The 26,165-nt window shown below is 69.7% G+C and carries 18 protein-coding genes and 2 pseudogenes; 13 read left to right on the plus strand and 7 right to left on the minus strand.

The genetic code is table 11. The features are described 5' to 3' along the window. Nucleotides 1-44 precede the first annotated feature (44 nt). The 6 genes and pseudogenes from ACZCAH_RS04735 to ACZCAH_RS04760 all read left to right on the plus strand — a co-directional run bounded on the left by ACZCAH_RS04735 (nt 45) and on the right by ACZCAH_RS04760 (nt 7,290). Nucleotides 45-1,487, plus strand: coding sequence for an ABC transporter substrate-binding protein (locus tag ACZCAH_RS04735; protein ID WP_464339972.1), 1,443 nt, complete (start codon nt 45-47; stop codon nt 1,485-1,487). Nucleotides 1,488-1,568: 81 nt separating this feature from the next. Further along, nucleotides 1,569-1,889, plus strand: a complete 321-nt coding sequence (locus tag ACZCAH_RS04740; protein WP_464339973.1) for a nucleotide pyrophosphohydrolase — start codon at nt 1,569-1,571, stop codon at nt 1,887-1,889. After that, nucleotides 1,876-3,606 carry a DNA/RNA helicase domain-containing protein gene (locus ACZCAH_RS04745; protein WP_464339974.1) on the plus strand — a complete coding sequence of 577 codons (1,731 nt, stop codon included), beginning with the start codon at nt 1,876-1,878 and terminating at the stop codon, nt 3,604-3,606. Before ACZCAH_RS04740 ends, ACZCAH_RS04745 begins: the two co-directional genes overlap by 14 nt. Before the next feature lie 452 nt (nt 3,607-4,058). Next, nucleotides 4,059-5,084 (plus strand): annotated as a pseudogene (locus tag ACZCAH_RS04750) (zinc-ribbon domain-containing protein); the annotation flags it as partial. 27 nt (nt 5,085-5,111) lie between these two features. Further along, on the plus strand, nt 5,112-5,663 hold the full coding sequence (locus tag ACZCAH_RS04755; protein ID WP_464340260.1) for an Lsr2 family DNA-binding protein: 552 nt from the start codon (nt 5,112-5,114) through the stop codon (nt 5,661-5,663). Between the two features lie 577 nt (nt 5,664-6,240). Then, complete coding sequence (locus ACZCAH_RS04760; RefSeq protein ID WP_464339975.1) at nt 6,241-7,290, plus strand: restriction endonuclease; 1,050 nt, start codon at nt 6,241-6,243, stop codon at nt 7,288-7,290. Between the two features lie 43 nt (nt 7,291-7,333). On the opposite strand, the pseudogene ACZCAH_RS04765 reads toward ACZCAH_RS04760, so the two are convergent. After that, nucleotides 7,334-8,658 (minus strand): annotated as a pseudogene (locus tag ACZCAH_RS04765) (sulfatase family protein). 258 nt (nt 8,659-8,916) lie between these two features. Here ACZCAH_RS04765 and ACZCAH_RS04770 point away from each other — a divergent pair. Beyond that, nucleotides 8,917-9,822, plus strand: a complete 906-nt coding sequence (locus ACZCAH_RS04770) for a MurR/RpiR family transcriptional regulator (RefSeq protein WP_464339976.1) — start codon at nt 8,917-8,919, stop codon at nt 9,820-9,822. 54 nt (nt 9,823-9,876) lie between these two features. Beyond that, the gene (locus ACZCAH_RS04775; RefSeq protein WP_464339977.1) at nt 9,877-12,105 is read left to right on the plus strand and encodes an FAD-dependent oxidoreductase; all 2,229 of its coding nucleotides are present in this window, start codon (nt 9,877-9,879) and stop codon (nt 12,103-12,105) included. A 25-nt stretch (nt 12,106-12,130) separates the two neighbouring features. Here the strand turns inward: ACZCAH_RS04775 and ACZCAH_RS04780 are convergent, their stop codons facing one another. The 3 genes from ACZCAH_RS04780 to ACZCAH_RS04790 form a co-directional block, all read right to left on the minus strand. Next, nucleotides 12,131-14,059: a heparinase II/III family protein gene (locus ACZCAH_RS04780; RefSeq protein WP_464339978.1), complete on the minus strand. Its 1,929-nt coding sequence runs from the start codon at nt 14,057-14,059 to the stop codon at nt 12,131-12,133. Between the two features lie 15 nt (nt 14,060-14,074). Further along, nucleotides 14,075-15,091 (minus strand): hydroxyacid dehydrogenase, encoded by a 1,017-nt coding sequence (locus tag ACZCAH_RS04785; protein WP_464339979.1) that lies wholly within the window; start codon nt 15,089-15,091, stop codon nt 14,075-14,077. Between the two features lie 93 nt (nt 15,092-15,184). Then, entirely contained in the window at nt 15,185-16,276 is a 1,092-nt protein-coding gene (locus tag ACZCAH_RS04790) for a LacI family DNA-binding transcriptional regulator (RefSeq protein WP_464339980.1), read from the minus strand. Nucleotides 16,277-16,428: 152 nt separating this feature from the next. Between ACZCAH_RS04790 and ACZCAH_RS04795 the strand changes: the two genes are divergently transcribed. The 4 genes from ACZCAH_RS04795 to ACZCAH_RS04810 all read left to right on the plus strand — a co-directional run bounded on the left by ACZCAH_RS04795 (nt 16,429) and on the right by ACZCAH_RS04810 (nt 21,768). Beyond that, nucleotides 16,429-17,436, plus strand: coding sequence for an ABC transporter permease (locus ACZCAH_RS04795; protein ID WP_464339981.1), 1,008 nt, complete (start codon nt 16,429-16,431; stop codon nt 17,434-17,436). Then, entirely contained in the window at nt 17,433-18,317 is an 885-nt protein-coding gene (locus ACZCAH_RS04800; RefSeq protein ID WP_464339982.1) for a carbohydrate ABC transporter permease, read from the plus strand. Before ACZCAH_RS04795 ends, ACZCAH_RS04800 begins: the two co-directional genes overlap by 4 nt. Nucleotides 18,318-18,409: 92 nt before the next feature. Continuing rightward, nucleotides 18,410-20,110, plus strand: coding sequence for an extracellular solute-binding protein (locus tag ACZCAH_RS04805; protein ID WP_464339983.1), 1,701 nt, complete (start codon nt 18,410-18,412; stop codon nt 20,108-20,110). A gap of 239 nt (nt 20,111-20,349) precedes the next feature. Next, complete coding sequence (locus tag ACZCAH_RS04810; RefSeq protein WP_464339984.1) at nt 20,350-21,768, plus strand: hypothetical protein; 1,419 nt, start codon at nt 20,350-20,352, stop codon at nt 21,766-21,768. A 117-nt stretch (nt 21,769-21,885) separates the two neighbouring features. Here the strand turns inward: ACZCAH_RS04810 and ACZCAH_RS04815 are convergent, their stop codons facing one another. Then, the gene (locus tag ACZCAH_RS04815; RefSeq protein WP_464339985.1) at nt 21,886-23,295 is read right to left on the minus strand and encodes a sulfatase family protein; all 1,410 of its coding nucleotides are present in this window, start codon (nt 23,293-23,295) and stop codon (nt 21,886-21,888) included. Next, complete coding sequence (locus ACZCAH_RS04820; RefSeq protein WP_464339986.1) at nt 23,292-24,185, minus strand: helix-turn-helix transcriptional regulator; 894 nt, start codon at nt 24,183-24,185, stop codon at nt 23,292-23,294. Before ACZCAH_RS04820 ends, ACZCAH_RS04815 begins: the two co-directional genes overlap by 4 nt. Before the next feature lie 87 nt (nt 24,186-24,272). Between ACZCAH_RS04820 and ACZCAH_RS04825 the strand changes: the two genes are divergently transcribed. Next, nucleotides 24,273-25,040, plus strand: coding sequence for an SDR family oxidoreductase (locus ACZCAH_RS04825; RefSeq protein ID WP_464339987.1), 768 nt, complete (start codon nt 24,273-24,275; stop codon nt 25,038-25,040). Between the two features lie 14 nt (nt 25,041-25,054). On the opposite strand, the gene ACZCAH_RS04830 is transcribed toward ACZCAH_RS04825, so the two are convergent. Then, entirely contained in the window at nt 25,055-26,143 is a 1,089-nt protein-coding gene (locus ACZCAH_RS04830; RefSeq protein ID WP_464339988.1) for a DUF4241 domain-containing protein, read from the minus strand. Between the last annotated feature and the right edge of the window lie 22 nt (nt 26,144-26,165).

Here is a 26,165-nt window from a genome sequence, read left to right on the forward strand (position 1 = left end):
GTCCCCGCTCGACCCATGCATCACGTTCTCAAGGAGGAGTTCCCATGCATCACCCCCGCACCCGACTCTCCCGTCGGCACGCCCTCGCCGGACTCGGGGCCGCCGGTCTCGCCTCCCTCGCCGCCGCGTGCGGCGGCCCCAGCGCCCCGCCGTCGGCCGGTGGTGGCGGCGGGGCGAACGGCGCACTGCGCTGGTGGGATCACTTCGGCGGCCTGCAGGACCTCCACGCCCGCTGGGCGGAGGAGCAGGGCGAGAAGCTCGGCGTGACGATCGAGCACACCTACAACGAGCCGGGCGCCGCGACCGAGGCGCTGCAGCTCGCGAACCAGTCCGACAACCTGCCGGATGTGTACACCGCGCTGGTGGGTCTGCCGCTGCCGGCGCTCGTGGAGGCCGGCTGGGTCCACGAGATCACCGTCTCCGACGAGGTGAAGGCGCGCCTGCCCGAGGGCGCCTTCGTCGAGGGCCTGACCCAGCTCGACGGCAAGATCTATGGGATGCCGACGTTCAGCGAGAAGCAGTACGTGGGCCTGGCCTGGTACAACACCGACGTGGCGGAGGCCGTCGGCTTCGAGCCGCCGACGAGCTACGACGAGCTGATCGCCGCGCTGCAGGCCATCGCCGACCACGGCGAGTTCACCCCGATGACGATGGCGCTCGGTGCGGCGGGGCGCATGCGGGAGCAGATCGACGACCTCGCCCAGGCCGGCGGCTTCCCCGGATACCAGGGCCTCCGCTACGACACCGGTGAGTACGAGTACCACCACGACGCGTACGTGACGGCGATCGAGCTGTACAAGGAGATCCACGACAAGGGGTTCCTGCTCCCCGGCAGCGCCGGGTTCCAGATCCCCGACGCCCGCGGGCGGTGGGCCGCCGGCGGCATCGGCTTCCACATGGACGGCCCCTACTCCCCCGGCGGCGTGCGCTCCCTGAACCCGGACATGCTGCCGACGATGGGGCTCGCCGGGATGCCGACGCCCGAGGGTCAGCCCGTGGTCGCCTCCCGCGGTGCGCGCGGGGCCGACTGGGTGATGGCCGGGTCGACGCAGATGGCGGAGCAGGCGTCGCTGCTCATCGAGTCGTTCACGCAGGAGGACTACCAGCGCGAGCTCGCGACCGGCATGGACCAGCCGCCGATCCTGCTCGACGTGGTCGCCGACGCCGACGTCATCGCGCCCTACAAGCAGATGGTCGAGAACTTCTCCACCCAGGTGTTCCGGGCGCCCCAGGCGATCGTCCGCAACGTCGAGGTCGCGCAGGTCGACGCCCGCCGGACGCCCGTCACCCCCGAGCTGGGCGACGTGATCCAGGGATACCTCGGCGGCGAGATCACCGACCTGAAGCAGGCGCTCATCGACCTCTCCGACGCCAACTCGACCGCGCTCGACCAGGCGATCGAGGCGGCCGCCGCGGAGGGCGCGACCGTGGCCCGCACGGACTGGGAGTTCCCGGACTGGGTCGCGGGCGAGGACTACGCGTACTGAGGTGGGGGCGGGCCGGCGCGTGGGCGGCGGGGCGCCTCGCTTCCGGAGCCGCGTCGGGCGTCTCGTTGCTACGGTGAGCCCATGACCAGCGAATCCGTCATGGACACCCTCCGCGCGTTCGCCGCCGAGCGCGAATGGCAGCAGTTCCACACGCCGGAGAATCTCGCCAAGTCCATCTCGATCGAGGCCGCGGAGCTGCTCGAGTGCTTCCAGTGGAGCGCGGAGGCGGATCTCGAGGACGTGACCGGCGAGCTGGCCGACGTCCTCACCTATGCGCTCACCCTCGCGGACCACCTCGGCCTGGACCCGGAGCAGATCGTGCTGGACAAGCTCGAGCGCACGCGGGAGAAGTACCCCGTCGAGAAGGCGAAGGGACGGAGCACGAAGTATGACCGGCTTTGAGATCGAGGAGCTCCCCTTCACCGCGGAGTCGGTGCGCGAGACCCGGGAGCGCCTTCCCCGCTTCTCCAACTGGCCCGTCGTCTACCTCATCGAGGACGGCCACGACATCTACGTCGGCGAGACCGGCAGCGCCGACCGCCGCATGGCGCAGCACCTCAAGTCGGCGCAGAAGCAGCACCTCCGCGAGGTGCGGATCGTGTTCGACGACCGCTTCAACGGCTCCGCCTGCCTGGACCTCGAATCGCTCCTGATCCGGCTGCTCGACGGCGACGGGAAGTACGACCTCCTGAACCGCAACGAGGGCATCACCAACCAGGACTACTACCAGCGCAGCGAGTACAACGAGACCTTCAAGGAGATCTTCGAGGAACTCCGCTCCCGCGGCTACTTCGAGCGCACGATCCCCCAGATCGAGAACTCCGACCTCTTTAAGCTCTCGCCCTACAAGTCGCTGAACACCGAGCAGGGCGTGGCCGTCCTCGACATCATGGAAGGCCTCGCCCAGGACCTCGCACACCCCGATCGACGGACCATCGCGGCGATCCAGGGCGACCCCGGCACCGGCAAGACGATCGTCGGGATCTACCTCATCAAGCTCATGCGGGACCTCGCCCAGTTCGATCCGACGGATGAGGTCGAGGGCGACTCGATGTTCTCCGATCTGTTCGTCGAGGGAACGCGGGAGCGGTTCACGGATCTGCGGATCGGCCTGGTCGTCCCCCAGAAGTCGCTGCGGAAGTCGATCAGCAGGGTGTTCCGCAAGGTCCCGGCACTGCGGGACGCGCAGGTCCTCACGCCCTACGACGTCGCCGACGCCGACGAGGACTTCGACGTGATCGTCGTGGACGAGGCGCATCGGCTCACCCAGCGCGGCGCCCAGGCGCACGGCACGCTCACGAAGCGGTTCGGCGAGACGACGCGGCGGCTCTTCGGCGCAGACGATCTCGCGATCAACCAGCTGGACTGGATCCGTCGGCGCGCTCGGCACACGATCCTGCTGCTGGACACCGCGCAGAGCGTCCGCCCGATCGACATCGAGCCCGAGGTGTTCGAGCGCGTCCTCGCGGAGACCCGCGAGCAGAAGCGGCTGTACCCGCTGGACACCCAGATGCGGGTGAAGGGCGGCAAGGCCTACCTCGAGTTCGCCCGTGCCCTGGTCACCGACGATCCGCCGACGACGATCCCGGACCTCGACGACTACGAGTTCGAGCTCTTCGAGGACCTCGGCGCGATGCACCAGCGGATCCGGGAACGGGATGCCGAGCACGGTCTCGCCCGGCTCGTCGCCGGCTACGCCTGGAAGTGGCGCAGCAAGGGGAAGACCGGGCTGCACGACATCGAGCTCGACGGCGTCGCGCTCGACTGGAACCGATCCGACGTCGACTGGATCGCGTCGAAGACCTCCCTCGAGGAGGTCGGCTCGATCCATACCGTCCAGGGCTACGACCTCGACTACGCCGGAGTCATCATCGGCGGCGATCTGCGCATCGATGCGGAGACCGGCCGTCTCGTCGCCGACCGCGCCAACTACTTCGACGCCAAGGGCAAGGCGAACAACACCATGCGCGGCCGGACCACCTCCGACGAGGACCTGCTGCGGTACATAAAGAATGTGTACCGCGTGCTGCTGACCCGGGGGATGAGGGGGACGTATGTGTATGTGGTGGATCCGCTGCTGCGGGAGCGGGTCTATCTCCTACTGAATGGCTTAGAGTGATCCAGTGGCCACGAGCTTTTACTCGGTTGCATACAAATCCAACGCTCCATGCGCCCATAAGAATTATGGCGTAGACACCCTTACCTATATGAATCTTTGTCAATCATGGAGCGCATTGAGGTCCTACTGTGAAGCCTATGCAGTGCGATGAACCGCGATGTGAAGCATCCGCCGCCTGGGGAGCGAAGACGAAGGCCGCATGGTGCCAAGAGCACGCCGCGGAGAGGTTCCGTGAATGCGGCCTTGACCCTCTCGAGGAAATCCAAAAAGCAGCAACCTTCACCCTGACTCGCTGCCGTTCGTGCAACTGCCAGGCCCACTACAAGCTCGAGTACGCTCTCTCCACACACGCGGCAGGAGAGATGACCTGTCGGGCATGTTATTGGCGGAGCTGGGCCGCCTCGAGCGTGAGCTGGGGTGTCCGGGAGGAGGTATCCCTCGACAGCGTCCGCATGCTGGCCGAGAGAAAGGACTACGAGTACCTCGGCGCACTCACCACTCCCCCGCTGGAGAACGATCCCCACCATGTGCGATGCTTGCACTGTGGGCGCCTCTCCGCGGAGAGGCCCGGCGATATCGCGTGGGGGTGTTCGTGTCAGCGTCGCACCCGTCGACAATCCTCCTCATCGACATCCAAGACGCTGTTGAAGTCCTCGGACCACCCTGCGCTGCAGTGGTGGGACCACGAGGCCAGCGACCCCGCCTCCCTTGCCACGGCGACACTCCGTGCAAGCCGGGAGGCGCACTGGCTGTGCCCCACCTGCGGCCACCGCTTCACCGAGAAGGTCCTTCGTATGACCTCGGGCGCGCCACATTGCCCCGAGTGCGATAAGCGCGAGCGCGCCGAGTGGCAGCGCCAGATGGACCGGTACCGCTCCATGCGGGTATCTGATGTCCCTGAGCTGGTCGAGGCATGGGACGAGGACGTTGATCCAGCACTCGTCGGCCTGACGGACAACTTTCCCCTTCGACGGTTTACCTGCCCCAACGGACATCACCCCCGCCTAGTGCCTCTGACGTACATGAGGTACGGGTGCAATGTCTGCCGGGCCGCGGAGACGCGCGCGATGCAAGCACAGGCTCAGGAGTCCCCCTCGACGCCCATGCGTCTTGATCCGGAGATAGCGTCGCAGTGGCATCCGACCGCTAACGCCGGGTGGGACATCCGCTCGGTGTCGCCACGGTCAAAGCGCTTGTTCACGTGGCGGTGTGCGGAGTGCGGTCATGAATGGCTCGCCTCGCCGAAGGACAGGTCTTACGCAGCCTCCCTCCGCTGTCCGCAGTGCCGTTCGATCTTCGACTCGCTCGCCTACCACCATCCTGAATTGGCCGCCGAGTGGTCGCCGGACAACCCCCGCTCTGCATGGCAGGTGCGTCCTACCGCTGCAGGCTTCACCCCGACCTGGGTGTGCAGTACGGAGCCAACGCACGTCTTCTCGATGAGTCTTGCGTCGCGAACTCAAGGAGGGAGCTGCCCGGAATGCAGTGAGCACGGAAAGTCTCGCGTGGAGCTCGATCACCATCGAGCCGCCCAGGGCCGGTTCGGTCATGCCGCCTCCGGGAAACGAGTCTCCACCGGGCAGGGGCAGAGCAAGCGGGGCTGGCACGTCGATATCACCGTGCAACTGTCACGCGAGGAGTTGCTCCTGATCGAGTACGACGGCGCGTACTGGCATCGCGGCAAGCAGGAGATCGACCTCCGCAAGACGCAGAGCCTGCTTGGGGAAGGGCACCGGGTGGTACGGCTTCGTGAGCATCCGCTGGAGTCGCTACCGATCGAGGACAACGATCGATATCTCGAGCTCACTGTCTACGCGGCCGCACCGGATCCCGAACACGTGATGGACCAGATCTCGGCATGGAGCGAGGTCACCACGACTCCGCCACCCGCCAAGCCTGCTGGACCCGCCACGTCACCTCCCATGGCGTCAACTGAGTCTCCGCCAAGCCCTGCCGCTGTGCGCGCCTGGGCTCGCGAGAACGGGTACGACGTCGGCGACCGCGGCCGCCTCAGCTCACGACTCCTCGCCGACTACCAGGCCGCGCATTCCTCCTAGCGGCAGGCCGAGGGGGCTCCAGGCAGAGCAGTCCCTCCTCTCCTGCCGGCGGAAGCATCAGACGGTTGTCGTGGTTATCCGAGATCATGAGGAAGGTTGCCCCTAAGGGGTCTAGGACGAGGAGCGCCGTGGGACTGCTGAACTGCATATTCGGGCGGCGTAGGAACGGGACTGATGCTGCGCGCGTCGAAGCCACCCCCACACTCTCGATCCACAGAGGTTGGCCTGCGCCCGAGCGCCGTCCGCCCTTTCACCGTGATGGACCTCCCAAGAACCAGGTCGCCCGGGGGCGCAGTCCTGCCCTGATCGCTCGCGAGAACGAGATCTCCAACGCACGGCCACGCGTGCATCGCGCGCACTAGGGTCGGAGAGGTCACCGAGCGGGCACGTTTGGTCGAGGTCAGGATCGATGGCGTCGTTGACCGGGCGGAGGTCGGGGGAATGGCGGGCGTGCACGGCCTCGCCCGCCTTTACCACCATCAGAGGACCGTCGCCGTAGGCGCTTCGTGACTTCAAAGTCGACGCGCGCTCGCCGAACGGCGCGAAACCCGTGGCCCTGCGCAGTTACAGTGCAGGAATGGCGAGCACAGCGTGGGTGATCCGGTCCGGCCGATACGGCGAGCGCGACGAGTGGGCGCTGGAGAACAGCTGCTCCGGCGGCGGCTGGCGGGAGGTCCCGGATCTCACCCACGCCTCCACTCGTGAGGACGTCCAGCGGATCGTCGACGAGGTCTACGCCCGGGACTCCGCGGGCGCCCGCACCAACTCCGTTGCCCAGTTGTGGGCGCTCCGGGGACGGATCGAGGTCGGCGACCTCCTGGCGATGCCGATGAAGACCACCCGAGAGATCGCGCTCGGCCGCGTGACCAGCCCGTACATGTATCTCTCCGAGAACGAACCTGGGTACCGCCATGTCGTCGGCGTCGAGTGGATCCGCCAAGTGCCGCGCTCCGCGCTGAAGCAGGACCTCCTCTACACCCTCGGCAGCGCGCTCACGATCTTCTCCCCCAGTCGTAACAACGCCGCCGCCCGACTCGAGCACGTTCTCGCGACGGGAACGGATGAGGGGTCGGTGACGCTCGCCTCCCCGCCGAGTTCCCCTGCAGTTCCGACGCAGCCCTCGGGCGCCGACGTGGTCGACGAGCCGGAGTCTCAGCCGGACATCGCCGTCATCGCCCTGGACCAGATCAGCAGTCGCATCGCCGAGGAGTTCTCCGGGCACTCCTTCGCCCATCTGGTCGCCGAGCTCCTGCGTGCGGAGGGCTTCGAGGCGGAGGAAGCCCCGCCCGGCGCCGACGGGGGCATCGACATCACCGCCGGTCGGGGCCTGCTCGGGCTCGAGTCCCCGAAGCTGATCGTGCAGGTGAAGACTCCGCAGATCGGTTCCGAGGTCGTCGCCCAGCTGAACGGTCTCGTCCATACCCATGGAGCCGACTTCGGTCTCCTCGCCACCTGGGCCGGCCTCACCAAGCCCGCGCGCGACGCGGTGAAGCATCAGCGCTTCCGCGTGAAGGTCTGGGACTCGACCGACATCGTCGAGGCCGTGCTGCGCAACTACGAGAAGCTGCCAGAGGAGATCACCGAGCGTCTGCCGCTGCGCCGGGTGTGGATGCTGAAGGACGCCTGACCAGGCCTCATCGGCACGGCATCGACGCGGCAACCTGTCGAGATCAGCTCCCCCGCGCCGCCTCCAGCTCCGCCGACCACCCCTCCGCAGCCGCCCGGTACCCCTCGAGATCCCGCTCGAGTTCGGCCACGACCTCCGGCTCACGCCCGTCGATGTCGACGCTCTCCCCCGGATCCGCCTCGAGGTCGAACAGCGCCCGCTCCAGCACCGCCGGCGGGTCCATCCCCTCGTACGGCCCGAGCACCAGCTTGTACCTCCCGCGGCGCACCGCGTACTGCCCCTGGTAGGACCAGCAGACGGGCCGCTCCCCCGGGTCGGTCCCATCGCGCAGCGCGTCGAGCAGCGAGATCCCGTCGGCGTCCGGCAGCGTCGGCGCGACCCCGTCGGCGGCGTGCAGCACCGTCGGGACCACGTCCATCATCAGACCGACCAGGTCCCGCTCCTCCCCCGTCGGCAGGCCGGACGGCCACGACATGATGCACGGCACCCGGATCCCGCCCTCGAAGACGCTTCCCTTCGAGCCGCGCAGCCCGCCCGTCGAGCCGCCCTCGTAGGAGATCTCCTCGCCGCCGAGCCAGTTGCGGCTCTCGCGGGAGGGGCCGTTGTCCGAGGAGAACAGGACGAGGGTGTCGTCGCGGGTGCCGCTGGCCTCGAGCGCCTCGAGATGTCGCCGATCGCATCGTCCATTGCCGCGATCATCGCGGCGGTCTCGCGCCGGCCCGGTGGGAGGTGCGCGACGCGGTCCATGTGCTCGGCCGGGGCGTGCATCGGATAGTGCGGGGTGTTGAAGGGGACACGGCAGAAGAACGGCCCCTCGGGTGCGGTGCGGGTGATGAACTCGGCCGCGCGATCGCCGAGGACTGTCGTGACGTACTCGCCGTTGCGCCACACCTCCTCGTCGTCCTCCCAGAGGTCGTGCACCGGGTCGTGGCCGCCCCAGTAGAAGATGTGCGAGTAGTAGTCGACGCAGCCGGCGCGGAAGCCGAAGGTCTCGTCGAAGCCGTAGTGCGCCGGGGCGTAGTCGGCGTCCGCGCCGAGGTGCCACTTCCCGAACAGGCCGGTGCGGTAGCCGCGCTCCGTGAGGAGGCTGGCGAGCGTCGGCTGGGGCGCGAGGCCCGCGGTGCGGCGGGAGCCGCCGAGGATCGTCTCGATGCCGGCGTGCGCCGGATACTTCCCCGTGAGCAGCGCGGCGCGGGAGGGTGAGCAGACCGGCGAGTTCGAGTACCACTGCGTGAGCCTCACGCCGTCGCGGGCGAGCGCGTCGAGGTGCGGGGTGGGGATGTCCTCGGCGCCGAAGCAGCCGAGGTCGCCCCAGCCGAGGTCGTCGGCGTAGAGGATCAGGACGTTAGGGCGGCGATGGTCGGTCATGGGTGCTCCTTCGCGGTGCCTGCGGTGCTGCCGGTCACGAGGCGGCACTGTCGGAGGGAGAACAGCGGGATCGTCCGCCGGGCGACGATCCGCACACGGTGCTGGAGGACGATACCCGGCAGCGTGGAAGCATCTCGCGGAACGTGCACATGTTTTACCACTAAGGTTGACGCGACCTTCCGAATCGGTGAATCTTGTACACAGCACCGGTTCGACCGAGTGCGCACCGCCGCCCCGCCTCACGATCTCGGAGAGACGATGACACCTGACTCCCCCGCCCCGGTTCAGCCCGTCCTCTCCGCCCTGCGCGAGATCCGTGGCGAGCTCCACCCCACGATGGCTCGCGTCGCGGACACGATCCTCGACGATCCCGGCGCTGCCGGTTCCGCGAGCATCACGGCCCTCGCCGAGGCCGCACGGGCGGCGCCCGCCTCGGTGTCCAGGCTCGCCGCGCGACTGGGCTACTCGGGGTTCCCCGCGCTGCGCTCGGCGATCGCGGTGGAGAACGGGCGCTCGGCGCAGTCGGGCTGGGAACGGGACATCGGCGGGGCGATCACCCCGCACGACTCCCCTGCCGAGGTGCTCGACATCCTCGCCGGAACGGCGGCACGGGCGCTGCGCGAGGCGGTGGCCGCCATCGACGTGGACCGCATCGAGGAGGCGGCCACGGTGGTCGCGGGCGCCGAACGAGTCCACCTCTACGGCGAATGGGGCGACTCGATCGCTCTGCGCGAGCTCCATCTGCGACTGCAGCGCATCGGCGTCGCGGCTTGGTTCCTCGAGGGCGGGCCCGTCACCCTCCGCGCGATGTCCAACACCTTGACCCCCCGCGATGCCGTTCTGGTGCTGAACCGTTCCGGGGAGGACGAGTCCAGCGCCCAGCTGCTGCACGATGCCCGAACAGCTGGGGCCACCACCATCGCGATCCACGGAGCACCTGGCTCTCCGGTCGACGACGGCGCCGACATCAGCGTGTTCACCGGGATCCGCAACGGCGAGGTGTGGACCCAGTACTACTCCGGTCGCGTCAGCGACACCCTCGTCACCAGCCTGCTGTGGGTGCTCGTGGCTCAGCGGCGATCGGCCGATGACTCCATGCGGTACCTCGACGACGGGGCGTTCGTGGCCCCGACCTCCCACGATCGACCGTCGCGCCGCACCTGACGCTCCCGGCATCCCCGCCCCCGACCGACACCCCCTGCTCGAAAGGTTCACTCCGTGATCGACCAGACCCTCCATACCGACATCGCCGTCCTGGGAGGCGGCCTCGCCGGGATCTGCGCCGCGATCGCCGCGGCCCGCCGCGGCCGCCGGGTGGTGCTCGCCCAGAACCGACCGGTCCTGGGCGGGAACTCCTCGAGCGAAGTGCGGGTGTGGGTGTGCGGCGCGACCGCCCACGGCATACACCTGTTCGCCCGCGAGACGGGGATCATGGGCGAGCTGTTCGTGGAGAACCAGTTCCGCAACCCGGAGGGCAACCCGTACTACTGGGACCTGCTGCTGCTGGAGAAGGTCCGCGCCGAACAGAACATCACCCTGCTGCTGAACACGGACGTCACCGAGGTGGAGGCCGAGGGACCCGACGATGCCCGGGTGATCCGGCGCGTGCGGGGCTGGATGAGCGGCTCGGAACGCCGGATCACGATCGAGGCGCCCACCTTCCTGGACTGCACGGGCGACGGGCTGGTGGGGCACCTCGCCGGAGCCGAGTACATGACGGGCCGGGAGCCACGAGCGGAGTTCAGGGAGTCGTGGGCTCCGGAGGTGCCTGATCAGAACATGCTGGGCAGCACGATCCTGTTCTACTCGAAGGACACGGGTGAGCCCTCGAAGTTCGTGCCCCCCGCCTTCGCGGTGGACCTCGCGGCCGCCGGGATCCCCGAGCATCGCGTGATCCGCCAGGACATGAAGGGCTGTGCCTTCTGGTGGATCGAGTGGGGAGGCGAGCTGGACGTCGTGCACGACAACGAGCGAATCCGCGACGAGCTGCAGGGCGTCTGCTACGGGATCTGGGATCACCTCAAGAACTCCGGCCAGTTCGACGCCGACACCCTCACCCTCGAGTGGGTGGGAGCGGTCCCCGGCAAGCGCGAGTACCGCCGCTTCGTCGGCGAGCATGTCCTCACTCAGCAGGACGTGCTGGGACAGGTGGAGTTCGAGGACCGCGTCGCCTTCGGGGGCTGGTCGATCGATCTGCACCCCTCCGGCGGCGTGTACGCGACGGAGCCCGGCTCGAAGCACTGGCATCCGGACGGGAACTACCACGTGCCGCTGCGCTGCCTGTTCTCGAAGAACGTCACGAACCTGTGGATGGCGGGGCGGAACATCTCCGCCAGCCACGTCGCCTTCGGGTCCACCCGGGTGATGGCCACCTGCGCCCTGCTCGGAGAAGCCGCCGGGATCGGTGCGGCCCTCTCCCAGGAGCTGGACACCACCCCCTCCTCGCTGGCCCGGGACCACATCGACCAGCTGCGCCACGCGATGGTGCGGGCCGACGCCGCGGTGCTCGGCGCGCGCGCCGACGACCCCGCCGATCTCGCTCTGAGGGCCACGGTGACGGCGTCCTCCACGCTGACCACGCTGGCGTCGGAGCGGAGCACGGGGCGAGTGCCGCTGGTCGACGATCTGGCACTGGTGCTGCCGGTGGATCCGCGGCTGGACGGGGTGGAGGTGCTCGTCGACGCCGCCGAGGCCACCACTCTGCGTGCCACCCTGCACGCCACGTCGGCGCCGCAGAACTACCTGCCCGCGGACCAGGTCGACGAGGTGGGAGTGGACGTCCCGGCCGGCCGTTCCTGGCTGCCGCTGCCCGTGCGCTGGGCGCCCGGCACCGCGAGCAACGCCGTGATGGTGCTCCACGCGAACCCGCAGCTCTCCGTGCACCGTGGCGCGGAGGTCCTCCCGGGCACCGTGACCCTCATCCACCGCGAGATGCCCGAGGACGAGCGGTACACCGAGCAGTGGCGCGCCTGGAAGGAGACCCTCCACGGCCACGGGATCTGCATGCGCGCGGCGACGCCGACGGAGGCGTTCCGCCCGGACCAGGTGCGCGGCGGCTTCCTCCGTCCCTACGGCGGTCCGAACATGTGGGTCTCGGCGGCCGTCAGCGAGGACCCGCAGCCGTGGATCGCGCTGAGCTGGTCCGCGCCCGTGGAGATCGGACTGCTCGAGGTGATCTTCGACGACGACGTGAACGAGGACCTGATCAACCTCCATCACCACCGCAACGCCGCGGAGGTCATGCCCACCCTCGTGCGGGACGCGCGGGTGGAGATGCACGACGGCGACACGTGGAGAGAGGTCGCCCGGATTGCAGGGAACCGGGTGAGGCGGTGGACCGTTCCGATGCGTGATCGCGTGCTTACCGATCGGGTCAGGGTCACGGTCGAGGACACGAACGGGGCTCCGACGGCACGGATCGTGGCGGTGCGGGCGTACGAGAGCTGAGGCTCCGAGGGCGCCGACGCGGCGCTCAGCTGTCGTCGACGCCGGATCTCTCGAGCACGATGGTCGAGGATCCTCGAGCAGCAGGGGCACGCTCCGTGAGCAGGAGGCGATGCACCTCCGGCCCCCAGGCCGCCCGCAGCTTCTCGTCGTCGATCGCGAGAGGCTCGTGCCGCAGGGCGAGACGCCGCGCGTCGAAGCGGAGACGAGCGGTGCCCAGGCGCACCGCGCCCGCCCCGTCGTCCTCCGGTTTCTGCGCCGTCATGAGCACGAGGGTCATGCGACGCGGCGACTCGAAGATCCAGTCGTCCTGGATCGTGACGGTGCCGGCCTCGCGATCCAGGAACGCCTCCCGCCAGGACGACACCAAGCCGGCCCGGGCCGGATACGCCCCGGCGAGGTCCGCCCTCAGGCCGGAGCGTTGCGGGGACTCGAGGAGAGTCGTGCCGCGGGCGGCCCGATCGGGACCCCACTCCTGCTCGACGCCCTCGGGCAGGGGGCAGGAATGGTAGGCGCTGCGCATCGTCCAGATCGAGTAGCGGGTGCCTTCCTCGAAGGTCTCCCGGCGATACGTCTCGACCCCCACGTCGATGAGCACCGGACGGCCGTCCAGGGAGGCGATCACCCCGCCCACGTCGTTGTGGTTGTGGGAGACGTCGTTGTGCCCTCCCTTCGCCGCGAGGAACCAGCCGTCCGTCGCCCCGTCGCGCTCACGCATCACGGCGATCTCGGTGCCCGGCGCGTACCAGCACCGGGGCATCCCCGGTGCGGCCGGACCCGACAGCCACCCGGGATCCCTTAGCTCCTGCAGCACACGCAGGTACTGCGGAGCGAGCTGTTCGGGGAGGTGGAAGGGATGCTGCCGGCCCATCCAGCGGGCGTGGTGCACCACCTCCTGATCGTCGACCCTCGCCCCGAACCGGGCCAGCAGATGCCAGTTCGCGTTCGGCGGCAGCAGGGCGGAGCCGTCGGAGTAGTTCACCTGACGATGCGCATCGATCTGCATCCGCTGAGGGAAGCGGCTCATGGCCGGGATCGGCTTGACAGTGATCCCGTCCAGAGCTCCGCCGGTCACCTCCCGCAGCACCTCCAGCGCCTCGAAGAGCGTGGCACCGGCCCACCACCAGTAGGTCGCCCCCTCATCACAGGAGCCATCCGCGGCGTACCCGGCGCAGAAGCGGTCCAGGATCGCCACCGCGCGCTCGAGATCCGCGGCGAGGAGCTCCGGATCCGTCTCCACCACCGCCGCGCACACCAGGACGTTCGAGACGATCCACGGCGCCCAGTTGTTCGGCACCTCCTCGAGGCCATGCCAGAAGTAGGTCTCCCGTCGCCAGGGCTCGAGCACGCGCCGCCGGATCTCGTGATGCACTCTGGCCCGGAGCCCGGGGTACCCCGTCTCGAGATGGTCCCCCGCGAACGAGTCCACCGCCGCGAGCATGCCTCCCACGTATCCGTCCGAGAGGTCGAGGATGTCGCGCCCCGGTCGGGGCAGCGGCGGTCGCTCCCCCGACTCGGGGAGGGCGTAGTGGGAGGGCAGGCACCAGGCGCTCAGCTCGCACAGTCGCCAGATCGCGTCCGCACAGTGCTGCGACCACTCCTCGTTCCCGGTCACGCCGAGTGCCAGCGCCGAACCGCCCACAGCTCCGAGCAGCCCACGCTGTGCCTGCTCGTACGGGGTGCGCTCTCCCGTGACTGCATAGTGGTTCCACAGGCTCAGGCTCGGCACCTGCTGGTCGGACCGCTCCATGAAGGCGCGGGCTCCGTCGAGCACCGCGGCGCGATCCTGCGGAGAGATGTGCTCCCAGGCTCGTCGGTCGTCGACGGACGGGGCGGCGCACCACCCCTGCGGGCGCACCGCAGTACGCACCTCGGGAGTGAGCAGTGCGGTCAGCGTCGAGGCATCGGCGCGCGAGGTGCCAGGAGTCTGCGCTGCGGTCGGTGAGCTCCGGTGCATGGTCGATGTGCTCTTTCAGGCGCGCAGCGCGAAGGTCTGCTGATCGATAGGGTGGGCGAAGGCGCCGCGTGTGGCGAAGGTGATGGTCTCCTCCACCGCGTGGGCGGAGAGTCGGCCCAGCTCGGTGCCGATCGATCCGGCGATGTGCGGCGTGAGGAAGGTGTTCGGCGTGGCCCGCAGACGGCTCCGCGCCGGCAGGGGCTCCTCGGCGGCGACGTCGAGGAGGGCCACCAGGTCACCGCGCTCCAGGCGATCCGCGAGGGCTTCCTGATCCAGCAGGTCCCCACGGGCGGTGTTGATCAGCGTGGCCCCGGGGCGCAGGTCGGCGATGAGTCGACGGTCGATCATGCCGTGCGTGCTGGGCAGGGACGGCGCGTGGAGGGAGACGATGTCACTGCGGCTGATGAGCTCCGACAGCTCCACCGCCTCGGCCCCGAGCTCCGCGGCTTCGAGCGGATCGAGGGTCGGGTCGTACAGGAGCACCTCGAGCTCGAGCCGGTGGAGTCGCTCGATCACGAGGCGTCCGATGGTGGAGGCGCCGACGATGCCCACGGTGCGCCCGCGGATGCCCACCGCGGGCCAAGCGGACTCGAGGTCGACCTCGGGCAGTCCCGCACGCACCCTGTCCGCCGCCCAGAACGCGCGCTTGGCCCCCAGGATGATGAGGGCGAGCGTGTACTCGGCGACGGGGACGGCGTTCGCCGTGGCCGCAGAGCTGACGGCGATCCCGCGCTCGTAGACGACGGGGTCGACGATCGGGCGCACGGTTCCCGCCGAGTGCGCGATCGCCCGCAGAGCCGGCGCCTGCTCGAGGAGGTGGCCATCGATCATCGGCGTGCCCCACCCGGTGATCAGCACCTCGGCCCGGGCGAGCAGTTCACGATCCGCCCTGGCCGTGAGGTCGAGCGGCCTGTCGGCGATCAGGTCGAGCGCCGGCTCGGACTCGAGCCGTCGCAGGTCGACCTGCGCGAACACGCGGCGGAAGCTCGGCTCGGGCAGCAGGAATGCTGCGCTCGTCCTCGGTCGGGTCATCGTCGGCCTCCTCAGGCTCGTCAGCGATCACATCCCAGCCGTCGGGCCGACCACCTGTCAACGACGATCGTTCACTCGCACATTTATCGAACATCACCGCGGTGGCGCGGTGGAGCTGCGCACGGTCAGAGACGGGCTGAGGGTCACGTGGCGGCTCGAGGCCACCGTCCCGGTCGCCGCGAGCCGTTCGAAGGCCATCGTCACGGCGAGCGCTCCGAGGTCCCGACCCGGCCGGCTCACGGCCGTGAGCGGCACTTCGGCGAGCTCGGCGACCTGGTCGTCGTACGCGACAATCGACAGGTCGCCGGGTACCGCGATCCCCTGCGCGACGGCCACGCTCGTGAGGTCGACCGCGAGATGGTCGGAGTGCACGACGAGCGCGGTGATCCCGTTCGCCAGCGCCTCCTCGAGCAGGATCCGCAGCCGCTCCCCCATGTCCGGGTCCTCGCCCACCTCGACGATCTCCGTCGACGCCGGGAGGTTCAGGTGGCGGATCGCCCGCTCGAGCCCCTGATGGAGGAAGGGGGTAGTGGGCGTGACATAGGCGATCCCACGCAGGTGCCGGTGGCCGAGGTCCACGAGGTGCTTCACCGCCAGGACCATGCCGGCGGCGTGATCGGTGCGCACGGACTCTAGCTCGTGGCCGACCGGGGCCTCCTCGACCGACCGCTCGACCAGCACCACGGGAATGCTCAGCCCGGCCAGGCGAGCCAGCACCTCGAAGGAGTCCGCCACCGTCGTCGTGACGAGCAGGGCATCGACCCCTCCCGCCACCAGTCGCTCGATCTGCTCGTTCTCCCGCTCCCGTTGATAGCGGGAGACTCCGAGGACGATACGTCCGCCCAGCTCGCGCGCCCGGGCGACGGCACTCTCGACGATCGGCGGGAAGTGATACGTGGGGTCCGGGCTCACCTGGCCGAGGGTGAACAGCGGAGCCGACGGCCTGCCCTGCTCCTCCGTCGAACGCGCCGCGGGCCGGTGCCGACCGGCACCGTGGGCCCCGGCATCCACGGCTTCCGCCCCGCCGTGCAAGCGCCGCAGCCGCCCCGCGTCGGCGAGCTCGCGGAGGTCGCGGCGCACCGTCATGGGCGAGACACCCGTCCGCTGCGCGAAATCCGCCGCCGAGAGACTGCCGTGCAGCCGCAGCTCGGCGAGGATCCTCTGCTGCCGTTCGTGGACATCCATGGCCCCTCCGAATGTTCGTTCTCTGTTCGAATGATCAGAACTGCTTGACGGTGATCATGCCACCTGTCGATGCTGAGCACGCCGTCAGGAGCTCGCGAGGACGCGGGCACACCCCGCCGACCGCCCTCCCGTCCACGTGCAAAGGAGCCACCGTGAACGTCACCACCCCCACCCGCTCGGCGCCTCGTGCGACGCGCGCCTCGACGGCTCCCGCCGGACGGGGCACGGAAACCGCGCCGCCACCACGTCGCACCGCCTTCCGCTCTCGCGTGCGCCGCGACTATCCCCTCGCCCTCATGGTCCTGCCCGCGGTGATCCTGCTGCTCCTCTTCGTCTACGTCCCGCTGGCCGGGAACGTCATCGCCTTCATGGAGTACCAGCCCTACATCCCGATCACCCAGAGCCCCTGGGTCGGGCTGCGGAACTTCACGATCCTGTTCGAGGATCCGGCGTTCTGGTCTGCGGTCGTGAACACTCTGGAGATCACCGCGATCCAGCTGGTCCTGTTCTTCCCGGTCCCGATCGCGCTCGCTCTGCTCATCCACTCCCTCGCCTGGCCCTGGATGCGGGCGACGCTCCAGTCGGTGCTCTACCTGCCGCACTTCCTGTCGTGGGTCATCGTCGTGGGCTTCTTCCAGCAGAGCCTCGGCGCCGGCGGCGTGCTGAACACGTGGCTGCGCCAGCTCGACCTCGAGACGGTCAACATCATGGCGAACCCGGACACGTTCGTGCTGCTCATCTCCTCCCAGGTGGTCTGGAAGGACGCGGGGTGGGGCGCGATCATCTTCCTGGCCGCTCTCTCGGCGATCGACGACTCGCTCTATGAAGCCGCGGCGATCGACGGCGCAGGAGTCTGGGGACGCTTCTGGCACGTCACCCTCCCGGGCATCCGGCCGATCATCGTGCTGCTGCTCATCCTGCGGCTCGGCGACGCTCTCAACGTGGGCTTCGAGCAGATCCTCCTCCAGCGCAACGCCGTCGGGCCCGGAGCCGGAGAGGTGATCGACACCTACGTGTACTTCCACGGCGTGCTCGACGCGAACTGGTCCACCGGCATCGCCGCCGGCCTCATGAAGGGCCTGGTCGGTCTGGTCCTGATCCTCGCGGCCAACAAGGTCGCCCACATGCTCGGCGAGCAGGGAGTGTACGCGAAGTCATGAGCACCATCATCCGCCCCGCCTGGGCCGGGAAGCCCGCCCCGCTGGCCCTGGCCCTCAAGGCCCTCGCGATCGTCCTGATCCTGGCCGTGATCCTGTTCCCGTTCCTCGTCGTGGTCTCGACGAGCCTCTCCACCGCCGAGGACGTCACCGCGGCGGGCGGCTACGTGGTGTGGCCGCGCTCGCTGAGCCTCGAGGCGTACCGGCAGGTGCTCAGCGGCGGGATCGTCACCCGCGCCCTGCTCATCACGGCGGGCGTCACCGCGGTCGGCACAGCTCTGTCCGTGGTGGTCACCGTCCTGGCCGCCTGGGGCCTCAGCCGCCGCACCTTCTTCCAGGGCCCCGTGCTCATGACCGTGATGCTCACGTTCCTGTTCGCCCCCAGCATGATCCCCCTGTACCTGGTGGTGAAGGAGCTGGGGCTCCTCAACAGCCTCTGGTCGCTCATCCTCCCCGGTGCCTTCAGCGTCTTCAACATGGTGGTCGTCCGAGGATTCATGATGGGGATCCCGCAAGAGCTCGTCGACTCCGCGAAGATCGACGGAGCGGGCGAGCTGCGCATCCTCGCCCGGATCATCGTCCCGCTCTCCCGGGCCGTGATCGCCGTCGTCGCCCTGTTCTATGCCGTCGGGTACTGGAACGCCTTCTTCAACGCGATGCTCTACATCGACGACACCTCCAAGTGGACCCTCCAGCTGGTCCTCCGCTCCTACGTGCTGCAGGGGTCGTCCCTGGTGGGCACGTCGACGGACTCCGTCGCCCCTCCCCCGCAGTCGGTGCAGATGGCGGTGGTGATGATCGCGATCATCCCGATCCTGATGGTCTACCCGTTCGTGCAGCGCCACCTCACCAAGGGCGTCCTGACCGGCGCCGTCAAGGGCTGACCTCGCCCTCCCCGTCCCGGTGCCGCCGGAGTCGATCCGGTCACCGCGCTCGTGCGTCCCTCCGCTTGTCCATCACTCACGAAGGAGTTCCCATGTCCCGTTCGTCCACCCCCTCGACGCCCCAGCCCGCTGTCCGGGTCATCGACCGACCTGGCCTCACCCGTCGCCGGCTGCTCTCCGGTGCCGGCGCGGGCGTGCTCGGCCTCGCCGGAGCAGGGGCGCTGGCCTCCTGCGGCGGCGGAGCCGGCGGAGGAGGCTCCGCCGCGGAGATCAGCACCGATCTGGCAGAGCTTCCCACCTACACCCCGATCACAGACGGACCCGCTCCGGACCTGCCGGGCACGGATGTCGTCCAGCCGGCGTACTTCTCCGCGCCGCAGGCCGCAGAGCTGTGGACCGCCGTCTCCGAGGCGCAGCTGCCGCAGCCCACGGATCCCGTCTCGGCGTTCATCATCTCCTACTCGACCCCGCCGCCCAGCACGAATCCGTTCCTGGACGAGGTGAACTCCCGGCTCGGAACCACCCTGGATCTGAGGATCACATCCTCGGAGACCTTCACCCAGAAGTTCGCCACAGTGGTCGCGGGCGGCGACGTCCCCGACATGGTCGAGTTCATCGCCTTCGACCTGCCGGCGAACTACCCCCAGCTGCTCGACGCCCAGTTCGCCGATCTCACCCCGTTCCTGTCCGGGGACGCGATCTCCGAGTTCCCGAACCTCGCAAACGTCCCCTCCGTCTCCTGGGAGAGCTGCCGGATCAACGGCAGGATCTTCGGAACCCCCGTCCACCGCCCGGCCTTCGGATCGATCATGGTCTCGCGGCCCGATCTGTTCGAGGAGGTTCTGGGAGAAGAGCCCGCCCCGACCTCCAAGGACGAGTTCACCGCGATGCTCACGGAGGTCACCGACCCGCGAGCCGGGCGCTTCGCGATGACCGGGCAGAGCGCCGGATCCGCCGTCGAGTGGGGCTGGGACTTCCTCGGGGCCATGTTCGGAGTCCCGAACCAGTGGGGGCTCGTGGACGGCGAGCTCATCCACCGCTACGAGACCGAGGCGTTCTTCGAGACCCTCGAGTACATCAAGGAGCTGTGGGAGCTCGGCGTGTACCACCCCGACACCCCCTCGACCTCCGGCTCCCAGGCGAAGGCGTATCTCGCCGCGGGCACCGCGCTGCTCCACCAGGACGGCATCTCGGCGCTGCTCGACAAGACGTCCCCCGAGACTCCGTACGACGCGATCGTCCCCTTCGCGGCGGACGGCGGTCCGGGGATCATGTACCAGGGCAGCTCGCTGTTCTCGTTCACGGCGCTGAAGAAGGCCGATGACGCCCGACTGGTCGAGCAGCTGAAGATCCTGAACTACCTCGCCGCGCCCTTCGGCTCCGAGGAGAACTTCTTCCTCACCTACGGGAGCGAGGGGGAGCACCACACGCGCGCAGCCGACGGGTCCGTCTCCCTGACCGAGGACGGCACGGCCCAGATCGGCCCGTCCGCCGTCAGCTACCTCTCCGCCCCGCCGCAGGTGCTGTTCTCCGCCGTGCCCCTCGAGGACCGGCTCACCCGCGACCACACCTGGCAGACCGCCACCGAGGACATGCTGCTCAAGAGCGCGGTGGCGGGCCTGTACTCCCCCACCTCCTCGAAGGCGAACTCGGCGTCCGGCGACGTCCTCACCGCCGCCACCGAATACGTGCTGGGCCGGGACTCGCTCGACGCCGTCCACACCACCGTCGACTCCTGGAGGTCCTCCTTCGGCGACACCATCCGCGCCGAGTACACCGAACAGCTCAGCTGATCCCATCCCCCGATCTCGATGAGGAGACGATCATGAACCGCTCTGCATTCCACGACCCCGCACATCCCACCCCCGCCGCCACCAGTTCCGTTCCGAGACCCGGTCGTCGTGCCGTCCTGGGGACCGCAGCGCTGGCGGCTGCCGGTGCAGCCGGTCTCCCGGCCGCCACCGCTCAGGGCCAGGCTCCCGGCGAGCTCCCCGACGAGGGTCGACCCACGGCCGGACAGGACGCTCTCACCGTGAGGCCGACGGCAGACACCACCACGGTGCTGCGCAACCCCCTCACCGGCTGGGTGCTGTACGGCACGGGCAGCCCCGCGGACACCTACTGGACCGACTACGACGCCCTCGTCGTCCCCGGTCGCGAGGAGACCGTGCGCGTCGCCGACTACGCGCACACGCTGTACTTCCGCCTTTCCTGGACCGTGCTGAACCCGGAAGAGGGCGTCTACGGCTGGGACGTGCACGAGGGCCTGCGCACCATGATCGACGGGGCCGAGCAGAGGGGGATGCGGCTCGCCTTCCGTGTCGTGGTGGACAGCCGTGACAAGTCCAGCGACTTCACCCCGTCGTATGTGCGGGAGGCGGGTGCCCAGGGCTACGAGACCCAGACCGGCTCCGCGACCGTGTGGTCCCCGTACCCGGACGATCCGATCTTCCAGGAGAAGTACGCGGCATTCGTCAGAGCTCTGGGCGAGCGCTTCGACAGACCGGCCGAGGTCGATTTCGTCGACGGGTACGGTCTGGGCAAGTGGGGCGAGGGGCACTCGATGCGCTACCTGGACGACGCGAACCGCGAGGCGGTCTTCCACTGGAGCGTCGATCTGTACTCCGAGGCCTTCCGCAAGGTGCCTCTGGCCATCAACTACCACCGCATGATCGGGGGCCCGAAGGACTGGGGCGACCCGGATCCGGGGAGCGCCGCCCTCCTCGAGTACGCGATCGACAAGGGCTACATGCTCCGGCACGACGCCTTCGGCATGACCACCTACTACGGCCAGTGGGAACGGGACTTCGCCGCCCGGTGGGCCGGGAGGCTCCCGATCATGTTCGAAGGGGGGTGGGTGACGAAGTCCCACAGCTTCTCCGACGACCCGCGCGGGTACGAGACCGTCGAGGACGTGCGCCGTGGCGAGTACGACGATGCGATCGAAGCGCACGTGAACACCATGGACTTCCGCATCGGGGAGACCACGTCGTGGTTCGAGGACGTCCCCGAGCTCGTCGACGACTTCATCGCCCGGGGCGGGTACCGGCTCCAGCCGGTGGAGGTCACGGTCCCCGAACGGATCCCGCGGCAGCGGCGCCACACCCTCACCCATTCCTGGACCAATCTCGGCTGGGGCCTCTTCCCCGGGGATCTCCCCCAATGGAAGGGGAAGTACCAGGTGGCCTTCGCACTGCTGGATCCGGACGCCGACCATCGGGTCGTGCAGCTCTTCGTTGATCCGTCGGCCGACCCCTCACGCTGGGCGGAGGGCGAGGTGCACGACCATTCGTTCGACGTGACGGTGAGCGGGCCGCGACGGGACGGACTCCTCTGGGGCATCGCCATCGTCGACACCACCGCCGGGAACACCCCCGGCATCGCACTCGCCGCGTCCGGTGAGCACTCGCCCGACGGGTGGCTGCTCCTGGGGACCTGCAGCGTGGGCTGACAACGCGCGAGGAGGCGCCGTCGAGGGCGATCCTCGACGGCACCTCGTCGCGGCGACGGGCGGCATCCCCGTCGGCATCACGCCGGCAACCAGGCCCGTGTCACCACCCGAGCACCCTCACCCGGCACCCTGCCCCGCCCGCACCTCCTCCTGCCACGCCGCGAACCGCGCCCGCATCTGCTCCCGCAGCGCCTCGTCCTCCACCTGCCCGGCCGCTCCGAGCTCGTCGGCGAGCCCGCCGTCGAAGCGCACGAGGCTCTCTCCCTCGCCGATGTCGGTGTGCTCGACGCGGAGGATCGCCTCGCGCATCGGGGCGGAGTCCTCGGTGAGCCGGCGCCACTTGGCCTCCGGCGTCACGAGGGCCTGCTGGAAGCCGGTGTCGAAGTACAGCGCCTGGTGCCCGTCGGACCCGCCGCCGAGCACTGCGCGGAGGTCCTGCCCGTCGTAGTCCGGCACGCCCTCCGGCGCACCCGCGGCCGCGACGAACGTCGGCATCAGATCGAGCGAGGAGACCAGCGCCTCGCTGCTCGTCCCCGGCTCCCCGAGCCCGGGCCAGCGGACGATGTACGGGACCCGCACCCCGCCCTCGTAGAGGGTGTACTTCGTCCCGTCGAGCGGACCGTTGTCGCCGTAGTTGCAGGTCGAGCCGCCGTTGTCGGTCAGGTAGACCACCACGGTGTTCTCCCCGGATCCCGAGGCCTCGACCGCATCGAGCATCCGTCCGATGTGCCGGTCCATCAGCTCGAGCTGCGCGAGATAGTAGGCGCGGCCCTCGGGGAAGTTCGGGGAGATCGCGCCGTCGTACCAGTCCACGTACTCCTCGACGGAGGGGTCGAAGTCCTGGTGCTCCGGCAGGCCGTGACGGTCGAGCTCCTCCGGCGGGAGCTGCCAGGTGAAGTTGTGGACGGCGTTGAACGCGACCATGCAGAAGAACGGGTCGCCGCTCTCCTCGGAGCGCTGCATGAAGTCGATCGCCCGGTCGGCGAACAGCTCGGTGAGATGCGTGTCCGTGTCCACCGGCTCCCCGCTCTCGAAGAGCGGATGCGTGCCGTGCCGGCGCGCCACCTCCGGCTCCTCCGCCGCCACAGCGGCCGAGTGCTGCAGGTAGTGGAGCCGCCCCATGCTCTGCGCGGCGAGACCGTACAGCGACTCGTCGAAGCCGTGCCGCTCGGGGCAGGAGCGCGACCCGGGGGTGTCCGGTCCGTAGTGGATCTTCCCGAAGTAGCCGGTGCGGTAGCCGGCGCGGCGCAGCGTCTCCGGCCCCACCTCGACCTCCTTCGGCGGGAAGGCCGAGGTGTCGAACCAGTGCGCTCCCCACCTGGCCTGGTACTGGCCCGCGATCAGGCCCGCCCGGGACGGCGAGCAAATCGGCGCGGAGACGTAGCCGCGCGTGAAGGTCACGCCCGAGGCGCGCAGGCGCTCGAGGTTCGGGGTGTGCACCCCCTCGGGCGTCGGCTCGGCGGCGAGGTCGCCGTAGCCGTGGTCATCCGAGATGATCAGCAGGATGTTCGGGCGGGTCGTGGTCATGCGATGGCTCCTGGGAGGGGTGGGCGGCGCGTCGGTGCGGGCTCGGGTGGACGAGTCCCCCCGCCCACCACCGCCAGCAGCTCGAGCGCCCCGGCGCGCTCCGTGCCGAGCGCCGGGGTGAACCAGAGCAGCCGCTGCCGGCCGTCCTCGCTGACGAGGTTCAGGCAGGTCACCTCGATCGTGCCGAGATCGGGGTGGATGATCCGCTTGCGCTCCTGGCGGCGCACGGCCACATGGTGCTCGGCCCAGAGCGCCCGGAACTCGGCGGAGCCCGGGAGCAGGTCCTCGAGCAGGCCGCGCACCTCCGCGTCCCGGGGACCGCGGGCGGCGGCCGCGGCGCGGAGGTCGGCGACGAGGCTGCGGGACTGGTGGTCGTGGTCCTCGACGGGGTAGATCCCCCGCGCCTCCTCCTCGAGGAACCAGCGGTGGATGAAGCTCGCGCGCCTGGGCCGCAGCCCGGACTGGTCGCCGAGCAGCGCGACCGCGAGCGGGTTCTGCACGAGCGGCTCGTGGAGGTCGGTGATCACCTGCGCCGGGGTGTCCGGGAGGCGGGAGAGCAGGTCGAGCATCCCCGGGTGGACGTGCACGCCGGTCCCCGTCTGCGGCAGCGGACGGTCCGCGAGACGGAACAGGTAGTCCCGCTCGTCGCGGGTGAGGCGCAGCGCCCGCGCGAGCGCGGCGAGCATCTGCTCGGACGGCTGGGATCCGGCGCCCCGCTCGAGCTCGTGGTAGTAGTCGACCGACATCCCCGCGAGCTGCGCGACCTCGTCTCGTCGCAGCCCCGGCACCCGTCGGCGCGGCCCGGCGGGCACGCCCACGTCGGCCGGACGGATCCGGTCGCGCCGCGACCGCAGGAAGGCGCCCAGCTCATCGGGTCTCGCGGGAGTCATGGGGGCAGTGTGCCGCACGGGCGGGTCGGCGAGACAGGGGATCGGATCCCCTGGTTCGGCCGGCCGATGGCGCGCATCGTGGTCGTCATGACCACTCCTGCCACCGCCCCCTCCCCCGTCTCCAGCCCCCACGTCGCGATCGTGACCGGCGGTTCCCGCGGCATCGGCCGCGCGATCGCGCTCCGCCTCGCGGCCGACGGGTTCGCCGTCGGCGTGAACTACGCCGGGAACCACACCTCCGCCGAGGAGACCCTCGCCGCGATCCGCGCGGCGGGCGGCACCGCCCTCGCCCTGCGGGCCGACGTCGCCGACGAGCAGCAGGTCGCCGCCGCCTTCGATGCGGTCGAGGAGGCCTACGGCGGCGTAGACGTCGTGGTGCACTCCGCCGGTCGCATGGCCCTCTCCCCCGTCGCCGACCTCGACCTCTCCGATCTCGATGCCCTGCACCGCACCAACATCCGCGGCAGCTTCGTCGTCGCCCAGCAGGCGGCGCGGCGACTGCGCCCGGGCGGGGCCTTCGTCGCCCTCTCCACCACCGTCGTCGCCACCCAGCTGCCCACCTACGGGGCGTACGCCGCGTCCAAGGCGGCGGTCGAGGGGATGACCCTGATCCTCGCGCGCGAGCTGCGCGGCCGGGATGTCACGGTCAACGCGGTCGCGCCCGGCCCCACCGCGACGGACCTCTTCCTCGACGGCAAGACCTACGAGCAGGTGGCGGCTCTCTCGGCCGCGCCGCCGCTCGAGCGGCTCGGCACCCCGGAGGACATTGCCGCCGCGGTGTCCTTCCTCGCCGGCCCCGACGGGCGCTGGATCAACGGGCAGGTGCTCCGCGCGAACGGCGGGCTGGCGCGGTGAGGGTCACCCCCCGCTCAGCGGTGCCGCAGCATCCCGTCGTCGTCCTGGCGCACGAGCATCATGAAGTCGACGACGAGCTGCACGACGCGGCCCTCGGCGTCGACGCCCCAGTACACGGGGTAGGAGCCGTCGCCGGTGCCGGAGTCGACCACGATGCCGCGGTTCCCCTCCGGGAGCGGGATCTCGATCGCGGCGGGGCGCTTGGCGGCCCCGAAGGTCTGCAGCGCCGTGGCCTTGTCCCGCCGGGTCTGCGCCGCATACGCGGGGTAGTCGACGATGCAGGCGCTGCCGGAGTCGACCCCGAACACGTGCCCGCTGTTCGCGATCCGGGCCGGATGCCAGCTCACCGGCGCCTCCTCGGAGAAGAGCACCCGCACGGCGGCGTTGCGACCCGCGAGGGTGACCCGCTCGACGGGGTAGTAGCCGGGCGTCACGGTGCGCTCGAAGGGCCTCGCCCGGTCGTTGTTGTACCCGGCGTCGAGGACCGTCAGCACGCCGGTGGAGGTGACGAGGGTGCCGATCAGGGAGCGCTCGACCGGGACGCGCTCCTCCTCGGACTGGCCCGACACCTCCCGCGGGGTGAAGTTGTGGACATGGTCCAGGCCCCGCTCCCCCTCGGGCAGCTCGATGAGCTCGGCATCGGGGCTGGTCGTGGCACGCTGCTCGGCGGCGGCCTCCGCCATGACGAAGGGCTCGGTGGGATCGCCGTTGTAGTCCTCGATCGAGTCGATCATCCAGTCCTCCCCCTGGGCCTGGAGGGTGTACTCGTGGATCCGCTGCAGCGGCGAGCTGTCGCGGGTGAGCACGCGGGCCGTGTCGCCGAGCATCTCGGAGCCGACGATGGTCTCCGACTGCGGGCCGTACTCCGGCGGTTCGCCGAAGGACTGGCTGAGGCCGCGCGGGTCGGGATCCAGGAAGTGGCGCGGCACCAGCTCGGCGATCAGCGCCCGCCACTGCACGAAGGCCTCGCGCATCTTCCCCGGACCGCGGTCCTCGAAGGCGGACGCGGCCTTCCGCCACTGCTCGTCGTAGTCGGCACCGAAGCGGAGCACTCGCTCCTCAGCGGCCTTCTGGGCGGGGACGGTCGCATCATCGGCGGTCATGGGCGACATCGTAGGGGGACGG

Source organism: Brachybacterium sp. B718/18 (genome assembly GCF_055454375.1).

Excerpts from the sequence above, each read along its gene's own strand:
- ACZCAH_RS04735 (WP_464339972.1), top strand. The coding sequence starts at position 45 with ATGCATCACCCCCGCACCCGACTCTCCCGTCGGCACGCCCTCGCCGGA.
- ACZCAH_RS04740 (WP_464339973.1), top strand. The coding sequence starts at position 1,569 with ATGACCAGCGAATCCGTCATGGACACCCTCCGCGCGTTCGCCGCCGAG.
- ACZCAH_RS04745 (WP_464339974.1), top strand. The coding sequence starts at position 1,876 with ATGACCGGCTTTGAGATCGAGGAGCTCCCCTTCACCGCGGAGTCGGTG.
- ACZCAH_RS04760 (WP_464339975.1), top strand. The coding sequence starts at position 6,241 with ATGGCGAGCACAGCGTGGGTGATCCGGTCCGGCCGATACGGCGAGCGC.
- ACZCAH_RS04770 (WP_464339976.1), top strand. The coding sequence starts at position 8,917 with ATGACACCTGACTCCCCCGCCCCGGTTCAGCCCGTCCTCTCCGCCCTG.
- ACZCAH_RS04780 (WP_464339978.1), bottom strand. The coding sequence starts at position 14,059 with ATGCACCGGAGCTCACCGACCGCAGCGCAGACTCCTGGCACCTCGCGC.
- ACZCAH_RS04785 (WP_464339979.1), bottom strand. The coding sequence starts at position 15,091 with ATGACCCGACCGAGGACGAGCGCAGCATTCCTGCTGCCCGAGCCGAGC.
- ACZCAH_RS04790 (WP_464339980.1), bottom strand. The coding sequence starts at position 16,276 with ATGGATGTCCACGAACGGCAGCAGAGGATCCTCGCCGAGCTGCGGCTG.
- ACZCAH_RS04800 (WP_464339982.1), top strand. The coding sequence starts at position 17,433 with ATGAGCACCATCATCCGCCCCGCCTGGGCCGGGAAGCCCGCCCCGCTG.
- ACZCAH_RS04805 (WP_464339983.1), top strand. The coding sequence starts at position 18,410 with ATGTCCCGTTCGTCCACCCCCTCGACGCCCCAGCCCGCTGTCCGGGTC.
- ACZCAH_RS04815 (WP_464339985.1), bottom strand. The coding sequence starts at position 23,295 with ATGACCACGACCCGCCCGAACATCCTGCTGATCATCTCGGATGACCAC.
- ACZCAH_RS04820 (WP_464339986.1), bottom strand. The coding sequence starts at position 24,185 with ATGACTCCCGCGAGACCCGATGAGCTGGGCGCCTTCCTGCGGTCGCGG.
- ACZCAH_RS04825 (WP_464339987.1), top strand. The coding sequence starts at position 24,273 with ATGACCACTCCTGCCACCGCCCCCTCCCCCGTCTCCAGCCCCCACGTC.
- ACZCAH_RS04830 (WP_464339988.1), bottom strand. The coding sequence starts at position 26,143 with ATGACCGCCGATGATGCGACCGTCCCCGCCCAGAAGGCCGCTGAGGAG.